Below are 16148 nucleotides of genomic sequence, written 5' to 3'. Positions count from 1 at the left end.
GCAGGAAATCATGTCGAGCCTGAACCGCCTCACCTCCCTGCTGCTGGGTGCCCTTCTGACCATTGTCCTGCTGTCAGCCGAATATGCGCTGCTGCTGGACAATGATCAGGTACGCGAACAGGAAAAGCTGCAGCACTGGGGGGAACTGGGAACCGAGCTTTTGGCCACCCGGCTGCAGGAAATGCTCGACCGCACCGATCTGCTGGCCCAAAGTCTGGTCCGTCAGCGGCACAGCACCGGCACTGCGGCCAATCTGAGTGAACTGGCCCCCACGGTGCTGAAGGAAGAAAGCCGCTTTGGCGGCATCGGCATCGTACGGCGCATTGGCCCGGAGCAGCGCGCCGCATTCGAAGCCAATATTGCCAACAGCATACGCACCCTGAAGGACCGCCACCTGGTCCCCAGTCCGCAGCAACCGATGTACTACCCGGTGGAAAGCTATCTGCCGGACGATGGCAATGCCCTGCCGCAAGGCATGGACCTGGGCGGCCTGGACAATGCCAGACGCAAGATGGATCAGGCGCGCAACCGTAACCAGCCCATGCTGATGTTCAACACCCTGACCCCAGGCACCCTGCCGCGGCTGGACATCATGGCCAACCTGGGCGATGACGGCCACATGCTGCTGGTGAACCTGCGCAGCGACCTGCTGCTGCAAAGCAGCCAGAGCAATACCGACCAGCCCAATCCACTGCAGCATGTCCGCCTGGTGGTGTGGAATCAGGAAGCGCCGGATCGCCCCAGCCTGGACTCACTGCCATCGCAGGCCCTGCCATCGGGGAATCCACTTCTTACCACACGACGCAATATCGGTGGCTATGACTTGCTGTTTGGTGCCTACCCGCTGGAAGAAGACCAGCCGGCGCTGAGCATGCAGGGCTACGGCATTCTGGCCGCATCGGCCATCATCATGTGCCTGTTGCTGATCCTCCAGCAACGCCAGATCACCCATAACCGCGAATTGCGCATCCTGCTGCGCCGCCAGCACCAGCAACTGGAACTGAACAATCGCACCCTGCGTGAGCAGATCAACGACCGCACCCACTCCGAACAGGCGTTGGCAGAAAGCGAAGCCCGCCAGCGCGCCATCCTGCAGGCCAGCTCGGATGCCATCATCCTGATCAACCGCAACGGCCTGATCACCCATGTCAACCCGGCAGCCGCCAAGTTGATCGGCCAGAGCGCCGAATCCATCGAGCACCTGCCGGTTGGCTCACTGTTGACCGAGCTTTACAGCCTCAACCCCAGCATCAGCTTCGAAGCCATTGCCGCAGCACGGGAAGGACGTCCCTTCGAAGCCCACCTGCTGTGCAGCGACAACCGGCAGATGCCGGTGGAGCTGTCGCTCAGCCGGGTTGAAGTGCCGGATGACTCCTTCTACGTGGCGGTGTGCCGCGACATCAGCCTGCGCAAGGAGCAGGAGGCCGCCCTGATCCGGCTGAAAAACAGCCTGGCCGAGCAGGTGGAAGTACAAAGCCGCCAACTGGCCGCCCTGCTGGAAGCCAGCCCCATGGCCATGGCCTATATTGTCGACCGCCATCTGCGCCGGGTGAACGCTGCCTTTCTTGATCTGTTCGAACGCAAGGAAGACGAGGTGATCGGCCAAACCACCCTGCCCTATTTCGAAAGCCAGGAACAATGGGAACGCACCGGCCGTGCGCTGTACAACCTGCTCAACGACGGCAAGGTGGTGCAATCGGAAGTGAAGCTGCGCACCGGCACCGGCAAGGTGATCTGGTGCCGCATGTTTGGCCGGGCAGTCAACCCTTCGGTACCCAAGCTGGGCACCATCTGGCTGTACCAGGACTTCTCCGCCCAGCGGGAAATGGAAGATGCGCTGCGCCAGGCCAAAACCCTGGCCGAGGAAAACAGCCGCGCCAAGACCGAATTCCTGGCCAATATGTCGCACGAACTGCGCACACCGATGCACGCCATCCTGGGCTTTACCGAAATCGGCGAAGCACGTTCGCGCCAACTGCAGGATGACAAGCTGGCGCAATACTTCCAGCGCATCCACAGCAGCGGCAACCGCCTGCTGCAATTGCTGAACGATCTGCTGGACCTGGCCAAGATGGAAGTGGGCAAGATGGACTACCATTTTGGCCATTACGATCTCACCCACTGCCTGCGTGAAGCCTGCGATGAGATGACGCCGCTGGCCGGCAACCGCAATATCCGGATCTACCTTTACAGCACACCGGAAAAACTCACCGCCGACATCGACCCCTTCCGGCTGGGCCAGGTGATGCGCAACCTGCTGTCCAATGCCATCAAGTTCAGCCCGGATGGCGAAGTCATCCGCGTAACCGCGCGCCTGCAGCAGGACAGCCAGTTGCAAGAACAGATCATGCTGTGCGTGGAAGATGCCGGACCAGGCATCCCGGCGGATGAAATCGAAACCATATTCGACAAATTCATCCAGAGCAGCAGCACCAAGACCGGTGCCGGCGGCACCGGCCTGGGTTTGGCCATCTGCCGTGAAATCATCCAGGCCCATCACGGAGTGATTTTTGCCGAAAACCTGAGTCCACGCGGCGCGGTCTTCACTGCCTTGCTGCCGCGCAGGCACGACCACGGGACCCCAAGCGAGGACGCCCATGCCCCATCGTCTTTTACTCGTTGACGACGAGCCCTTCAATCTGGAGCTGATGACCGAGCTGCTGGAAACGGCCGGTTACGAAACCGTATGCGCCGATAATGGCGAACAGGCATGGCAGATCCTGCAGCAACAGGGCTGCACCCTGTCCATGGTGTTGCTGGACAAGATGATGCCCGGCCTGAATGGCTTTGATGTGCTCAAGCGCATCAAGAACACACCGGAACTCAACTTCCTGCCGGTCATCATGCAAACCGCCATCGGCTCCCCCGCCAGCGTGCAGCAGGGCATGGAGGCCGGTGCTTTTTACTATCTGACCAAACCCTTTTCCCGCGACATGCTGCTGGCGGTAGTCAAGGCAGCGCAAAGCCACTGGGACCGGCACCAGGCATTCCGCGAACTGGCCAAACAGCATCTGGACGCACTGGCGCATTTGCAGCAGGCCGAATTCCGCCTGCGCACGCTCAAGGAAGCCCAGACTGTCACCGCGCTGCTGGCACGCACCTGCACCCAGCCGGAAAAAGTAGCCACCGGCCTGTTTGAACTGATGGTCAATGCCATCGAACACGGCAACCTGGGCATCAGCTATGCCGACAAAACCCGCCTGCAATCCGACGGCGGATGGGAAGAAGAGCTGGAGCGACGCCAGCACGATCCAGTGCTGGGACAACGTGAAGTGCGCATTTTCTTTGAACGCGACCCCGCCTGCTGCCGCTTTACCATCCAGGACATGGGAGATGGCTTTGATTGGCAAAACTATCAGGACTGCCCGGCGGCCAGCCTGCTGGCCAGCCATGGCCGCGGCATCCTGATTGCGCGCAAACTGTCTTTCGACAATGTTGAATACCAAGGCAATGGCAACCGGGTGGTCGCCAGCGTACTGCAAACAGCCTAGTCTGCCGGCATCCCACAGGTACCGGCACTGCGCCAATAGCGCGCAGCCTGCATCCGGTAACAGTCAAGCGATAGCTGTGCGCCCAAGCGAATGCCAAGCAAGCCGTCCGCATCGGTGCGCAACACCTTGCTCTCTGCCTGCAAGGCGGCCAACACCCTGGGCTGCGGGTGGCGGTAGCGGTTGAGAAAGCCCACACTCAACACCGACCACTGCGGTGCCACGGTCTCCAGCCACAAGGGGGAACTGGATGTCCGGCTGCCGTGATGCCCCACCACCAGCACACTGCTGCGCAACTGCCGGCCATAATCCCTCACCAGCGCCTCCTCCACTGCCCGCGGTGCATCACCGCTGATCAGAATGGCCTGCTGCCAGCTGGCCACCCGCAGCACACAGCTATAGCTATTGTCGTCCGGCAGTTGCGCGCCAGGCAGGGGCCACAGCACGTCGAAGCGAACGCCGTCCCATACCCAGCTTTGGCCACGCCGGCACATTTCGCCGCGCAAACCATATTGCTGCAGCGTGGCAGCCTGTCCAGCCAATACATGTCGCACCGGCATGGCGGCGACGATGTCGGCAGCAGCAGCCACATGATCCTTGTCGTCATGCGACAGTAACAACACATCCAACTGCGCGATGCCAAAACCGCGCAACTGCGGCAACACCCAACGCTCCCCACCTGCCGCACCGGTATCGAACAACAGCGCGTGTTGCCGGGTCTGGATCAGCACCGACAAGCCCTGCCCCACATCCAGCACACGGACATGGACCTCTCCCGGCGCAGGCGCATCCGGCCGGTAAAACAGCAGCGGCAACAGCAGGCAGCCCCCCAGCCAGCGTCCGGGCATGCCGGCGGGCGCCAGCAACCAGAGGCTGCCGATTCCCCCCAGCAACAATAGTGGCCAGGGCAATGCCGCCACCTGCCACACCGGCCATTGCGCCAGCCAATCCACGCCGCGATAGAAGCATTCCGCCAGCCAGCCGGCCAGCAGCAAGGGCTGCTCCCATGGCAATGCCACCGCCAGCAGGCTGGCCGGCGTCAACAGTATCGAGACAAAGGGAATCCCCAGTGCGTTGGCCAGCGGTGACACCAGCGGAAAGCTGCCAAACATGGCCAGCAAGGGCAGCAGTGAGGCCACGGTTGCCGCCCATTGTCCACGCAGTGCCTGCCGGACTTTTCCGGCAGGCCGCCGCAGTCCCAGCGCAGACAGCATCAGCGCCGCCACCAGGCCAAAAGACAGCCACAGCCCTGGGGCGAGTACGGCGAACGGATCGATCAGCAGCACCACCGCCAGGGCCAGCCACCAGATATGCAAGGCCCCCCAGGCCCGTCGCCACAACAGCATCAGCGCCATGCAGCACAACATGTAGAGCGTACGCTGGGTCGGCACGGAAAACCCGGCCAGCACCGCATACGCAGCCGCCGCCATTACACCGGACAGGACAATGCACAGCCGTGGCGCAAGTCGGGGCAATGGCCAGCGGCGCAAGAACAGGGCGACCAAACCTGCCACCATGCCGGCCACCATGGTGATATGCAGGCCGGAAATCGAAACCACATGAGTCAGACCGGTAGCTGCCAGCTTCTGCCATTCGGCACGCCCGATTTGCTGCTGGGCCCCCACGGTCAGACCGGCCACCAGACCGGCAGCACGCACCGACCCCAGTACCGCAGTGATACGCAGCACCAGCTTCTCGCGCAAACGGTCCACCCTTGCCAGGACATCATTGGCCTCACCCAACCGCTGCGCGCCGGGCTGCACCGTGCCGGTGGCCAGAATGCCCTCCGACCAATACCACTGCTCGGCATCAAAACCATGCGGATTCGCCGTGGACTGCACCGGGCGAAAGCGGGCCGTCAACTGCCAGCGCTCACCGGCATGCCAGGACAGATCACGCGCGGTTTCTCCCTTGCGGGCAAACAGGGATAACTGCACCTGAGCGGGCAGTTGCGCAGCCGGAGTCAACACCTGCTCCACTTCAAACTGCATGCGCATGCCGTAATCTCCTGCCACCGGCAAACCGCGCACCACCCCCTGCACAGTCAGCGGCTGTTGCCACAGCGCGGGCGGCAGGGTTTGCCGCTGACGCCATTGCGCACGGGCATCGGCATAGCCAAGCCCGAGCAAGAAGGCCAACAGCATGCCCGCCAGCCATGCCACAGGGGCCGGAGCAAGCCGCGACACCAGCCACAGCAGCAGGCACAGACCGGCAAGATTCCACAGGGAAGGCAATACGGGCAGAAAGGCACAGCAAACAATGCCGGCCACAAACAGGGCAAGTTTCAGCATTTGCTTCTTATGCCTGCAGCCACCTTGCACGGCAATGTCGACTCGGACAGGCCGCTTGCCGCCCTGCCCCACATCCCGTATCGTGCCGGCATGATTGAAACATGCCCCATGACAACTACCGCGCTGTTCTGCGCCGAGAGCGCTCGCCGCGATCAGGCAGCCCTGCTCGCCAATCGCTTTGCCCTCCCCCTGCTCACACGCCGTCCGGAAGAAGGCTATTGGCTGGAACTGGGTGCCGAACGGCTGGAACTGGTCACCACCGGCAAACACGGCGCAGTGTATGCCGAGTTTGTCGAAGGCGCGGCGCGCCACCGCCGCGAACAGGGCGGAGGCCGCGGCCAGCCGGTGGCCAAGGCGGTGGGACTAAAAGGTGCCAAGGATCTGCCGCGGATTGTCGATGCCACTGCCGGTCTTGGCCGCGACAGCTTTGTGCTGGCCAGCCTGGGCTGCCAGGTCACCATGGTGGAACGCTCGCCAGTGGCTGCCGCCTTGCTGTTTGATGCGCTGGAACGCGCTGCCCGTGTACCGGAAACCGCAGACATCGCCGCGCGCATGCAACTGGTGCATGCCAACTCGGCCGACTGGCTGGCCCAGCTAGGCGAGGCAGACCGACCGGATGTGGTGTTTGTCGACCCGATGTTTCCCGACACCGACAAGAAAAGCGCTGCCGCCAAGAAGGACATGCAAGCCTTCCAGCAAGTGATTGGTGATGACATGGACAGCGCGCGCCTGCTGGCAGCCGCCATTGCCGCGGCCCAGGTACGGGTGGTGGTAAAACGGCCACGGCTGGGCGCGGCCATCGAAGGCATCAAGCCGTCGGCAGTGCTGGATGGCAAATCCACCCGCTTCGACCTTTACATCATCAAGGCCCTGCCCGCGCAGCACAGCGCATCCTGAACGGCCGCCCCTTGCCGGACAAACGGTCTTGTCAGGCAGGCATCTGCGGCCTAGCCTGACTATAAGGCCAGCAGAAACACCAACAAGAAAGCACGCCATGAGCACCACTTTTGCTGATTTGCTGCAACAGTACTGGTCGGCACAGAAATGGGAAGTCAACCTGCTGATTACCTGCAACCTGCTGGGCGGCCTGTTACTTGGCTGCCTGGTGGGCTATGAGCGCTGGTCCAACGGGCGCGCCGCCGGCATGCGGACCTACGGGCTGGTTTCCATGGCCTCCGCCGGGGTCATCAGCATGGTGGGCTATTCCGGCTTCTGGTATGGCGGCATCCATGCTGACATCATGCATGGCGATATGACGCGGGTGGCACAGGGCGTACTCACCGGCGTGGGTTTTCTCGGTGCAGGCATGATCATGAAGGAAGGCATGTCGATCAGCGGCCTGACCTCGGCGGCATCGGTGTGGATGTCCTCGGTGATCGGCATTCTGGTGGGCGTGGGCTTTTACCTCTCAGCCATCGCCGTCACCCTGCTGTGCGTGGGGTGCATGCGCCTGCTCAACTGGATGGAAAATCGTCTGCCACGCCGCTTCAGCCTGTACGTCAACCTGACAGTATTACGCGAACATCAGTGGACAGTGGAAAAGCTGGTCGGCAATCTGCGCACCCTGGGCATCATCGTGCATGAAGACAGTATTGCGCTGAAAGTGGATGCACAGATTAGCGACTGGGGCTTCATGGTATCGGCCATCAACAAGCATCACCTGATCAATGTGGTGGATTTGTCACGCGCCATCATGCAACTGGAAGAAATCGAAAGCTTCAGCGTACAGCCGGCACGCAACTGAGCCTCAGGCGGGCTGCCAGCCATCATGGCGCAGGCGCTCTGCCACTGCCGTGGCCGAACGACGGCAGGCCAGCACCGGAATGCCACGCGCAGCTGCGGTATCGCGATAATGCCGCATCGCGTTATGGCCCAGAAAGTCAGTCAGCAGAATCAGCATCTGGGTATTCTTGGGCAGCGGCAGTTTGCGCTGGTGCAGGGTATTGCGGCCGGTAATGTGGCGCGCGATGCGAATATCATACAGTGCCAGCACATCGGGAATCTGTCCCAGGCTGTCGCCACCAATCAGCAAGGCATCCATGTCCATTCTCCTCAAGTGCCGCACTGCGGCGGGATGATGGATGCACTGTAGCCGGGCCGTTTGATTCCAGAAAATAATAAAAACTGGAATTCTTATTCCATAACAACAAATCATCCGACACCCCGGCCATGTGCCGGCCAAGGTAGAATGCGCGCATGAATACCGAAGACCGCCTGACTGAACTGGAAGTGAAAATCGCCTTCCAGGATGACCTGCTCGACAGCCTCAACAGCACCATTGCCCGCCAGCAACAGCAAATCGACTTGCTGCAACAGCAACTGCGCCTGGTGTATCAGCAATTCAAGGCCGCCCAGCCCGATAGCGGCAATAGCGGCGGCTCGCTGCGCGACGAAATACCGCCGCATTACTGATTCATCCGTTCTTTTTGCGCTTGCGGGATACCACGGCTTCAATGTTCTTGCGGGCAATCAGCGGGGCTGATGCCGTCAACGGCTTGTCGGCCTCGGACGCTTGCAGCCATTTGTGCATGATCAGGCAATCGACCAGACCCAGGCTGCGGTGCCGGTAAGCACCCGGCACCCGCCCTACCTCGGCAAAGCCCAGCTTCTTCCACAAGGCAACCGCCACGGTATTGCTGGCCACCACCGCATTAAACTGCATGGCAAGAAAACCCAGCGCGCGACCGCGCTGCTGCGAATGCGCACACAGGGCGGATGCCACCCCCTGGCCACGCGCCGCCGGGGCCACCATATAGCCGCAATTGCACACATGACCGCCCGGCCCGGCGGCATTGGGCTTGATGAAATAGCTGCCCAGCAGCACGCCGTCCTCCTCGGCCAGCCAGGTTTCCTGTGGTAGCTCACACCACAGCGCGCGTGCTTGCGCCTCACTCAGCTGCGGGTCGAAGGCATAGCTTTCCTGCGCCTGGATGATGTGGTGAAACGTCGGCCAAAAAGCCGGAAAGTCTTCTGCGTGCATACGCCGGATATTCATACCTTCTCCTGTGCAGCCACCGGCTGCGTCATCTTGCCGGAAAGCAGGCTGGCGGCAGCGATAAAGGCAGCGCCCAGCCACTCCTGCAGGCTCATGCTTTCGCCGGCCAGCCAATAGGCGGACAAGGCGGCAAACACCAGCTCCAGCAGCATCAAGGTCATGGTCTGACTGGCAGGCAGCAGGCTGACGCCATGCTGGGAAATAATGCTGGTGGCCAGCAGGGTCATCCCCAGCAACAGCAACAACAGCCACGCTTGCGGCGTAGTCTGCCACACCGCCCCCAATTGCTGGCGGCTGGCCAGGGCGATAAAGCCCAGCAGGGCAACGCCCACCCAGATGGTGGCCGACTTGACCGGCACCGGCAGGTTGCGCGCCCGCTTGCTCAGCACATTGCCCAGCGCAAAGCTGATACCGCCGGACAGCGCCAGCCACTCATAACGCTGGCTGAGCAAGGCAGCTCCGTCCAGCAGGCCGGGACGATACAGGATGATCAGGCAGCCGGCCAGCGACAAACCCACCAACAGCCAGCCCGTTCTGCTGAGTTTCTCCTGCAACAGCAGCCGGGAAAACAAAGCCGTCCACAAGGGCGACAGGGAGAACAGCAGCAGCACCCGCATCACCATGCCTTCCGATACCGCCCAGGTGTAACTGAAATTACACCAGCCAAACAGCAGGGCCAGCAGCGGTAATACCGGCTGCCAGCGTAACTGGCGGCGATACACATCGAAAAACAGGGCAATGCCCAGTATGGCGGCAATCAGGTATACCAGCAGCGAGGTTTGCGCAATGCTGACACCCCGCTCATTCAGCGCACGAAACGGGTACCACATCAGGCCCCACACCAGTGCAGTGCTTAGAATGGCGACGATGGCCAGAAGCTTTTGTTTTACAAGAGGCATCACGATTTCTTAAGATGAGCGATTCTGCGGCTTTGCCATGGCAAGGCCAAACCAGAAGCAGCTGGCATGACCAAGCTGCTCCCACAGCATAGAGAGAACCAAGCGTGAATCCCCACCTGGACAGCCTGCAACCCTATCCCTTCCAGCGTTTGCGTCAGCTGATGGCTGGTGCGGTCCCGGCTGACAAGCCGCATATCAACCTGTCCATCGGCGAACCCAAACATCCGACACCAGAAGTCATCAAGCAAGCGCTGGTCGCATCGCTGGGCGGCCTGTCGGTTTACCCGGCCACGCTGGGCAGCGTGGAGCTGCGCCAGTCGTGTGCCAACTGGATGCAACGCCGCTACGGCCTGGAGCTGGATGCCGAAAAGGAAATCCTGCCGGTCAATGGCAGTCGCGAAGCCCTGTTCGCTTTTGTGCAGACAGTGGTCAACAGCCAGCAGGCTGAAAAACCAGTGGTGATTTCACCCAATCCGTTTTACCAGATTTACGAAGGCGCGGCACTGCTGGCAGGGGCGGAACCCTTTTATGTCAACTGCACCGCCAGCACAGGTTTTCAGCCAGACTGGGCCAGCGTGCCGGAAAGCGTATGGGCACGCACCCAGTTGGTCTTCGTCTGCAGTCCGGGCAATCCCACCGGAGCCGTGATGTCGCTGGACGACTGGAAAAACCTGTTCGCCCTGTCCGACCGCTACGGCTTTGTGATTGCCAGCGACGAGTGCTATTCGGAAATCCACTTCGGCCAGCCGCCGCTGGGCGGGCTGGAAGCCGCCAGCAAGCTGGGCCGCGGTTTTGAGCGACTGGTGATGTTCACCAGCCTGTCCAAGCGCTCCAATGCACCGGGCATGCGTTCCGGCTTTGTTGCCGGCGACGCGGCCCTGCTGGCCAAGTTCATGCTGTACCGCACCTATCAGGGCGGTGCGATGAGCCCCACCATCCAGGCGGCCAGCGTGGCAGCCTGGAACGATGAAGCGCATGTCGAAGCAAACCGCGCCGCGTATATTGCCAAGTTCCAGGCCGTCACCCCGCTGCTGGCCGAGGTACTGGAGGTCAGCCTGCCGGATGCCAGCTTCTACCTGTGGGCCAAAGTACCCGGTGGCGATGACACCGCCTTTGCCCGCGCCCTGTTCGAGCAGGAGCACATTACCGTGCTGCCGGGCTCCTTCCTGGCCCGCACCGCCCACGGTGTAAACCCGGGCAGCGGCTATATCCGTATCGCTCTGGTCGCGACACTGGCAGAATGTCAGGCTGCCGCCGAACGCATCGTGCGTTTCGTCAAGACAACAACCATATAAACGACATCCACCAGCTATGACTGTTTCCATTCACCTTGCCAAAGGACTCCATCACATGCATCCGATCCAAGCATTGATCGAAGAGGCGTTCGAAAAGCGCGCCGACATCACCCCCGCCACCGTTTCGGTCGAACTGAAGGCTGCCATCAGCCAGGTTATCGACGAGTTGGATAATGGCCGCCTGCGCGTGGCCGAAAAAGTGGACGGCGACTGGGTGGTCAACCAGTGGGTGAAAAAAGCCGTGCTGCTGTCTTTCCGCATTCGCGACAACGTGGTGCAGGACGATGGCGTCAGCCGTTACTTCGACAAGGTAGACACCAAGTTCCACGACTGGAGCGAAGCCCACTTCAAGGAAGCCGGCTTCCGCGTGGTGCCGGGTGCCGTGGCACGCAAGGGCAGCTTCATTGCCAAGAACACCGTGCTGATGCCGTCCTACGTCAATATCGGTGCCTATGTGGATGAAGGCACCATGGTGGACACCTGGGCTACCGTCGGCTCCTGCGCCCAGATCGGCAAGAACGTACACCTGTCCGGCGGCGTCGGCATTGGCGGCGTACTGGAACCGCTGCAAGCAGGCCCCACCATCATTGAAGACAACTGCTTCATCGGTGCGCGCTCCGAAGTGGTGGAAGGCGTGATCGTGGGCGAAGGCTCGGTCATCTCCATGGGTGTTTACATCGGCCAGTCCACCAAGATCTACGACCGCGAAACCGGCGAAGTAACTTATGGCCGCATCCCGCCGGGCTCGGTAGTGGTATCGGGCAACCTGCCGTCCAAGGATGGCAGCCACAGCCTGTACTGCGCCGTTATCGTCAAGAAGGTGGATGCACAAACCCGCAGCAAGACCAGCATCAACGACCTGCTGCGCGGCGTGTAAACAGGCAGTGGCGGGTCGCCCATCGTCGACCTGCCGCGTCAGGGACCCGGCCTGGCCGGGTCTTTTGCTTGCACAATCACCGTACCAACACCAGCGGTGACAATGGCTGGCTTGCCGCCCCTTCATGCCAATGAAATAATAGCGCCAGCAATTTTTTAGCACAGCTTCAAACTTGTTTAAAAACTAGTCGCAGCAAAACTTGCCATACCACGGCAGTGGCAGGCACCATCGTTACATGCCGAAACCTTGAATATTTGGCGAGTAGCACACAACTCTATAAAATCCAGCTGTTCCACACCCACTTCGGGCAGGAACTTCAACCGCGTTTTTTATCCGGAAAATCCGTGTCTTCAGACCATTTCATCGAATTCAGGAATGTCAGCTTCGCCTACGGCGAACGTCCCATCCTGAACAACATCAGCCTCGCCATTCCGCGTGGCAAGCTGGTCGCCATCATGGGGGGCAGCGGCAGTGGCAAAACCACAATGCTGCGCCTGATTTCCGGCCAGATTCGCCCCGTTTCCGGACAGGTGCTGGTTGATGGGCGCGATCTAGCCGGCATGAACCATGCCGAGCTGTTCGAGCATCGCCGCCGCATGGGCATGCTGTTCCAGTTTGGCGCGCTGTTTACCGACCTGTCGGTAGAAGATAATGTCGCCTTCCCCATCCGTGAGCACACCCGCCTGCCGGAAAGCATGATTCATGACCTGGTAATCATGAAACTTTCCGCCGTGGGGCTGCGCGGCACGCAGGGACTGATGCCGGCAGAACTGTCTGGCGGCATGGCACGCCGGGTGGCACTGGCCCGCGCCATTGCACTTGATCCGCAACTGATGCTGTACGATGAGCCGTTCACCGGCCTGGATCCGATCTCGCTGGGCGTGATTGCCCACCTGATCAAGAAACTCAACGATGCGCTGGGCACCACCTCCATCATGGTGACCCACGATGTACACAAATCGCTGGACATCGTCGACTACGTCTACTTTGTCTCCAATGGTGAAATTGTCGCCGACGGCACGCCGGAAGAAATCCGCGCCTCCCCGTCGCCCTGGGTACACCAGTTCATGTGGGGAGAGGCCGATGGTCCGGTCCACTTTGCCTACCCTGCCAGCAGCACGCTGCAGCAGGACCTGGGTCTGAAAGGAAGCCAGCATGACTGAATTGCTGCTGTCGCCGCTGCGCCGACTGGGCCACAGCACCATCAACGCCATCTGGCGGCTGGGCTTCATCTCGCGCTTCCTGCTGGCCATACTGCGCTATTCCGGCCAGAGCCTGCTGCGTTTTAACCTCACCATCCGCGAAATCTACTTCGCCGGCGTGATGTCGGTGATCATCGTGGTGGTATCCGGCCTGTTTGTCGGCATGGTGCTGGGCCTGCAGGGCTACAACACCCTGTCGCGCTTTGGTTCGGCCGATGCACTGGGCGCGCTGGTGGCGCTGTCCCTGCTGCGCGAACTGGGCCCGGTTCTGGCTGCCTTGCTGTTCTCCAGCCGTGCCGGCAGTGCCATGACCGCCGAAATCGGCCTGATGAAAGCCACCGAACAACTGGATGCCATGAGCGTGATGGCGGTCAACCCCATCGCCCGCGTGGTAGCACCACGCTTCTGGGCCGGCGTCATCTCCATGCCCATCCTGGCTGCCATGTTCAATGTAATGGGCATCTTTGGCGGCTATCTGATTGGCGTGGTGATGATAGGTTTGGATTCCGGCACCTTCTGGTCGCAGATGCAGAACAATGTCGACCTGCACTACGACGTGGTCAACGGCCTGATCAAGAGCCTGTGCTTCGGCATTGTCGTCACCCTGATCGCCGTATTCGAAGGTTACGATGCCACGCCGACCGCGGCTGGCGTATCTGCCGCCACTACCCGCACGGTGGTGACCTCGGCCTTGGTTATCCTGGCGGTGGACTTCGTCCTCACCGCCTTCATGTTCTAGGAAATAGGGAATGAAACGCTCTACTATTGATTTGTGGGTTGGCCTGTTCGTGGCAATCGGCATTGCTGCCGTCGTATTCCTGTCGCTGAAAGTGGCCAATCTCACGCCGCAAAGCGCCGATCAGACCTACACCCTGTATGCTGACTTCGACAATATCGGCGGCCTGAAGGTAAAGGCACCGATCAAGGAAGCCGGCGTGGTGGTGGGCCGCGTGGCAGCCATTACACTGGACACCAAGACCTACCGCGCCCGCGTCACCCTGAATCTGGAGAAACAGTACACCTTCAGTCGTGATGCCAGCGCGGAAATCCTTACCGCCGGCCTGCTGGGCGAACAGTACATCGGCCTGCTGCAAGGCGGTGATCCGGATGAACTGAAACCGGGTGAGCACATTACGCTGACCTCCTCGGCCCTGGTGCTGGAGCAGTTGATCGGCAAGTTCATGACCAGCTTCAGCGGCGGCAACAACAAGAGCAGCGCTTCCGCAGCGCAATAATGACGGTCCTTGTGCACAACTCATCAAGAATGACAACTACCATGAAAAAATTCATTGCATCCTTCCTCGTCCTGCTGGGTCTGAGCACCCAGGTGCTGGCCGCCAGCGACAATCCGGTGGAGCAGGTTCGTGAAACCTCGCGCCAGGTGATGGATATCCTGAAACAGGAAAACGGCAAGAACACCAAGCAGATCCGTCAGCAGGTGGAAGCCGTTGCTGTGCCGCAGTTCGACTTCCAGCGTATGACCGCACTGGCCGTCGGCCTGGGCTGGCGTCAGGCCACGCCTGCCCAGCAAGGCGCCCTGACCCAGCAATTCCAGAACCTGCTGGTCCGCACCTACTCCACCACCATGACGCGCTTCAAGAACGCACAGATCGACATCCAGCCCAATGCCACCATGGGCAACAGCGGCCGCGAAGCCACGGTCAAGTCCTCGGTCAGCCTGCCGGGCAATGACAAGGGCCCGGTTGCCGTCGACTACACCCTGTACAAGACAGCGCAAGGCTGGAAAGTATTCAACGTCAGCGTGGAAGGTGCCAGCCTGGTCACCGTCTACCGCAATCAGTTCAATCAGGAAATCAACAAGAGTGGTGTTGATGGCCTGATCAAGATGCTGCAGGACAAGAACGCCGCCCTGCCGGCTGGCAAGTAAGCAAGGGGGATGGCCATGTTTGAGGAAACCGCTGCCGGACAGGGCCGCCTGAGCGGCAAGCTGGACATGCACAGCAGCGGCAAGCTGCTGGCCCCGCTGACAGCCCGTGCTGCGCGCGCGCCGCTGCAACTGGACCTATCCGGTGTCACCGAGGCGGACTCCTCGGCGGTTGCCCTGCTGCTGGCCTGCCGCCGCGCCGCGGAACAGGCTGGCCAGCAACTGCTATTGCAGAACTGGCCAGCCCGGCTATCCGATCTTGTTGAGCTGTATGCACTGCGTGCGCTGCTTGCCAGCCCGCAAGGAGACTGAATCATGACTGGCACGCGACTTACTCTGCGCGCTGGCCTGGTGGCAACCAGCTTGCTGCTGGCTGGCTGCGCCAACACGCCGCCGAGCTCCGCGCTCGACCCGTACGAATCGTTCAACCGCTCGATGTTTGCCTTCAATGACAAGGCAGACCGCTGGGTGATCAAGCCGGCAGCACAAGGCTATCACACCATCACGCCAGCGCCGTTCCGCACTGCCGTGGGCAACTTCTTTGACAACTTCAAGGATGTATACAGCGCGGCCAACAACCTGCTACAAGCCGAACCGGAAAAAGCACTCAACGACATCATGCGGGTTGCGCTCAACAGCACCTTCGGCTTGTTCGGGCTGATCGACATTGCCACCCCGGCGGGGCTGAAGAACAACAAAACCTCTCTGGGCGACACCTTTGCTCACTGGGGCTGGAAGAGCAGTAATTACCTGGTATTGCCATTCTTCGGCCCCAGCACGGTGCGTGACGGCCTGGGACTGGGCGTATCACTGGGTATCCATGGCCCTGAGCATCTGGTCTATCACAACAGTAACGAGGCGATTGCCTTCTACGGCGTCTACGGGGTCAATACCCGCGCCCGTTATCTGGATCTGGACGACAGTCTGGCAACGGCCGCCATCGACCCCTACACCTATATGCGGGATGGCTACCTGCAACTGCGGGCCAAGCAACTGGGACAACCCAATCCCACCCAGGGCGATGATGTCAACATCGATGATCTGGTTGGCGCCACCGCTCCTGCCTCTGCCTCGGCACCCGCAGCAGAAGCGGCACCCGCCCAGCCGGACAGCAGCCATCCGGAAGCCTCTGCGGCGGCCCATGCAGCGGCTTCCGCAGCGCAATAGCCCGCCATCCGGACAAAAAAAGCAGCCGTCAGGCTGCTTTTTTCATTCT

General features: G+C 60.9%; 17 protein-coding genes. 13 read left to right on the top strand and 4 right to left on the bottom strand.

Going from position 1 to position 16148, the window contains the following annotated elements; all coding sequences use genetic code 11:
• The first annotated feature begins 10 nt into the window (after positions 1-10).
• Together DLM_RS22575 and DLM_RS22570 are read left to right on the top strand one after the other, a co-directional pair.
• A complete protein-coding gene (locus DLM_RS22575) occupies positions 11-2623 on the top strand; it encodes an ATP-binding protein (RefSeq protein WP_089083835.1) in 2613 nt (870 codons plus the stop codon).
• On the top strand, positions 2598-3491 hold the full coding sequence (locus tag DLM_RS22570) for a response regulator (protein WP_089083836.1): 894 nt from the start codon (positions 2598-2600) through the stop codon (positions 3489-3491). Before DLM_RS22575 ends, DLM_RS22570 begins: the two co-directional genes overlap by 26 nt.
• Here the strand turns inward: DLM_RS22570 and DLM_RS22565 are convergent.
• Positions 3488-5779, bottom strand: a complete 2292-nt coding sequence (locus tag DLM_RS22565; RefSeq protein WP_089083837.1) for a DNA internalization-related competence protein ComEC/Rec2 — start codon at positions 5777-5779, stop codon at positions 3488-3490. The two genes, DLM_RS22570 and DLM_RS22565, sit on opposite strands and share 4 nt — an antisense overlap.
• A gap of 9 nt (positions 5780-5788) precedes the next feature.
• Between DLM_RS22565 and DLM_RS22560 the strand changes: the two genes are divergently transcribed.
• Positions 5789-6676 (top strand): class I SAM-dependent methyltransferase, encoded by an 888-nt coding sequence (locus tag DLM_RS22560; RefSeq protein ID WP_231959943.1) that lies wholly within the window; start codon positions 5789-5791, stop codon positions 6674-6676.
• Positions 6677-6773: 97 nt separating this feature from the next.
• Positions 6774-7523 carry an MgtC/SapB family protein gene (locus DLM_RS22555; protein ID WP_089083838.1) on the top strand — a complete coding sequence of 250 codons (750 nt, stop codon included), beginning with the start codon at positions 6774-6776 and terminating at the stop codon, positions 7521-7523.
• Positions 7524-7526: 3 nt separating this feature from the next.
• Here the strand turns inward: DLM_RS22555 and DLM_RS22550 are convergent, their stop codons facing one another.
• Complete coding sequence (locus DLM_RS22550) at positions 7527-7820, bottom strand: DUF2325 domain-containing protein (RefSeq protein WP_089083856.1); 294 nt, start codon at positions 7818-7820, stop codon at positions 7527-7529.
• 155 nt (positions 7821-7975) lie between these two features.
• Here DLM_RS22550 and DLM_RS22545 point away from each other — a divergent pair, with 155 nt between their 5' ends.
• A complete protein-coding gene (locus tag DLM_RS22545) occupies positions 7976-8191 on the top strand; it encodes a SlyX family protein (protein ID WP_089083839.1) in 216 nt (71 codons plus the stop codon).
• 1 nt (position 8192) lies between these two features.
• Here the strand turns inward: DLM_RS22545 and DLM_RS22540 are convergent, their stop codons facing one another.
• Both DLM_RS22540 and DLM_RS22535 read right to left on the bottom strand, forming a co-directional pair.
• Complete coding sequence (locus DLM_RS22540) at positions 8193-8774, bottom strand: GNAT family N-acetyltransferase (protein ID WP_231959941.1); 582 nt, start codon at positions 8772-8774, stop codon at positions 8193-8195.
• Positions 8771-9673 (bottom strand): DMT family transporter, encoded by a 903-nt coding sequence (locus DLM_RS22535; protein ID WP_089083840.1) that lies wholly within the window; start codon positions 9671-9673, stop codon positions 8771-8773. Before DLM_RS22535 ends, DLM_RS22540 begins: the two co-directional genes overlap by 4 nt.
• 104 nt (positions 9674-9777) lie before the next feature.
• Between DLM_RS22535 and dapC the strand changes: the two genes are divergently transcribed.
• From dapC to DLM_RS22495, 8 genes are all read left to right on the top strand, one after another.
• Positions 9778-10968: a succinyldiaminopimelate transaminase gene (gene dapC / locus DLM_RS22530; protein WP_089083841.1), complete on the top strand. Its 1191-nt coding sequence runs from the start codon at positions 9778-9780 to the stop codon at positions 10966-10968.
• 55 nt (positions 10969-11023) lie between these two features.
• On the top strand, positions 11024-11845 hold the full coding sequence (gene dapD, locus DLM_RS22525) for a 2,3,4,5-tetrahydropyridine-2,6-dicarboxylate N-succinyltransferase (RefSeq protein ID WP_089083842.1): 822 nt from the start codon (positions 11024-11026) through the stop codon (positions 11843-11845).
• Between the two features lie 344 nt (positions 11846-12189).
• Positions 12190-13008, top strand: coding sequence for an ABC transporter ATP-binding protein (locus DLM_RS22520; protein ID WP_089083843.1), 819 nt, complete (start codon positions 12190-12192; stop codon positions 13006-13008).
• A complete protein-coding gene (mlaE, locus tag DLM_RS22515) occupies positions 13001-13786 on the top strand; it encodes a lipid asymmetry maintenance ABC transporter permease subunit MlaE (RefSeq protein ID WP_089083844.1) in 786 nt (261 codons plus the stop codon). The genes DLM_RS22520 and mlaE overlap by 8 nt, the downstream gene beginning before the upstream one ends.
• A gap of 10 nt (positions 13787-13796) precedes the next feature.
• Complete coding sequence (gene mlaD / locus DLM_RS22510) at positions 13797-14282, top strand: outer membrane lipid asymmetry maintenance protein MlaD (protein WP_089083845.1); 486 nt, start codon at positions 13797-13799, stop codon at positions 14280-14282.
• A 41-nt stretch (positions 14283-14323) separates the two neighbouring features.
• Positions 14324-14935 (top strand): MlaC/ttg2D family ABC transporter substrate-binding protein, encoded by a 612-nt coding sequence (locus DLM_RS22505; protein ID WP_089083846.1) that lies wholly within the window; start codon positions 14324-14326, stop codon positions 14933-14935.
• 15 nt (positions 14936-14950) lie between these two features.
• Positions 14951-15244 (top strand): STAS domain-containing protein, encoded by a 294-nt coding sequence (locus DLM_RS22500; protein WP_167467195.1) that lies wholly within the window; start codon positions 14951-14953, stop codon positions 15242-15244.
• Positions 15245-15247: 3 nt separating this feature from the next.
• Complete coding sequence (locus DLM_RS22495; protein WP_089083848.1) at positions 15248-16099, top strand: VacJ family lipoprotein; 852 nt, start codon at positions 15248-15250, stop codon at positions 16097-16099.
• The last annotated feature ends 49 nt before the right edge of the window (positions 16100-16148 follow it).

The organism is Aquitalea magnusonii, from assembly GCF_002217795.2.
Classification (GTDB): Bacteria; Pseudomonadota; Gammaproteobacteria; order Burkholderiales; family Chromobacteriaceae; genus Aquitalea; species Aquitalea magnusonii_B.
This window is presented reverse-complemented; position numbering and strand designations above follow the sequence as displayed.

Coding starts and splice junctions, on each gene's coding strand:
- DLM_RS22550 (WP_089083856.1), bottom strand. CDS start 7,820: ATGGATGCCTTGCTGATTGGTGGCGACAGCCTGGGACAGATTCCCGAT.
- DLM_RS22555 (WP_089083838.1), top strand. CDS start 6,774: ATGAGCACCACTTTTGCTGATTTGCTGCAACAGTACTGGTCGGCACAG.
- mlaE (WP_089083844.1), top strand. CDS start 13,001: ATGACTGAATTGCTGCTGTCGCCGCTGCGCCGACTGGGCCACAGCACC.
- DLM_RS22565 (WP_089083837.1), bottom strand. CDS start 5,779: ATGCTGAAACTTGCCCTGTTTGTGGCCGGCATTGTTTGCTGTGCCTTT.
- dapD (WP_089083842.1), top strand. CDS start 11,024: ATGCATCCGATCCAAGCATTGATCGAAGAGGCGTTCGAAAAGCGCGCC.
- DLM_RS22495 (WP_089083848.1), top strand. CDS start 15,248: ATGACTGGCACGCGACTTACTCTGCGCGCTGGCCTGGTGGCAACCAGC.
- DLM_RS22545 (WP_089083839.1), top strand. CDS start 7,976: ATGAATACCGAAGACCGCCTGACTGAACTGGAAGTGAAAATCGCCTTC.
- DLM_RS22505 (WP_089083846.1), top strand. CDS start 14,324: ATGAAAAAATTCATTGCATCCTTCCTCGTCCTGCTGGGTCTGAGCACC.
- DLM_RS22575 (WP_089083835.1), top strand. CDS start 11: ATGTCGAGCCTGAACCGCCTCACCTCCCTGCTGCTGGGTGCCCTTCTG.
- DLM_RS22560 (WP_231959943.1), top strand. CDS start 5,789: ATGCCTGCAGCCACCTTGCACGGCAATGTCGACTCGGACAGGCCGCTT.
- DLM_RS22535 (WP_089083840.1), bottom strand. CDS start 9,673: ATGCCTCTTGTAAAACAAAAGCTTCTGGCCATCGTCGCCATTCTAAGC.
- DLM_RS22500 (WP_167467195.1), top strand. CDS start 14,951: ATGTTTGAGGAAACCGCTGCCGGACAGGGCCGCCTGAGCGGCAAGCTG.
- mlaD (WP_089083845.1), top strand. CDS start 13,797: ATGAAACGCTCTACTATTGATTTGTGGGTTGGCCTGTTCGTGGCAATC.
- DLM_RS22540 (WP_231959941.1), bottom strand. CDS start 8,774: ATGAATATCCGGCGTATGCACGCAGAAGACTTTCCGGCTTTTTGGCCG.
- DLM_RS22570 (WP_089083836.1), top strand. CDS start 2,598: ATGCCCCATCGTCTTTTACTCGTTGACGACGAGCCCTTCAATCTGGAG.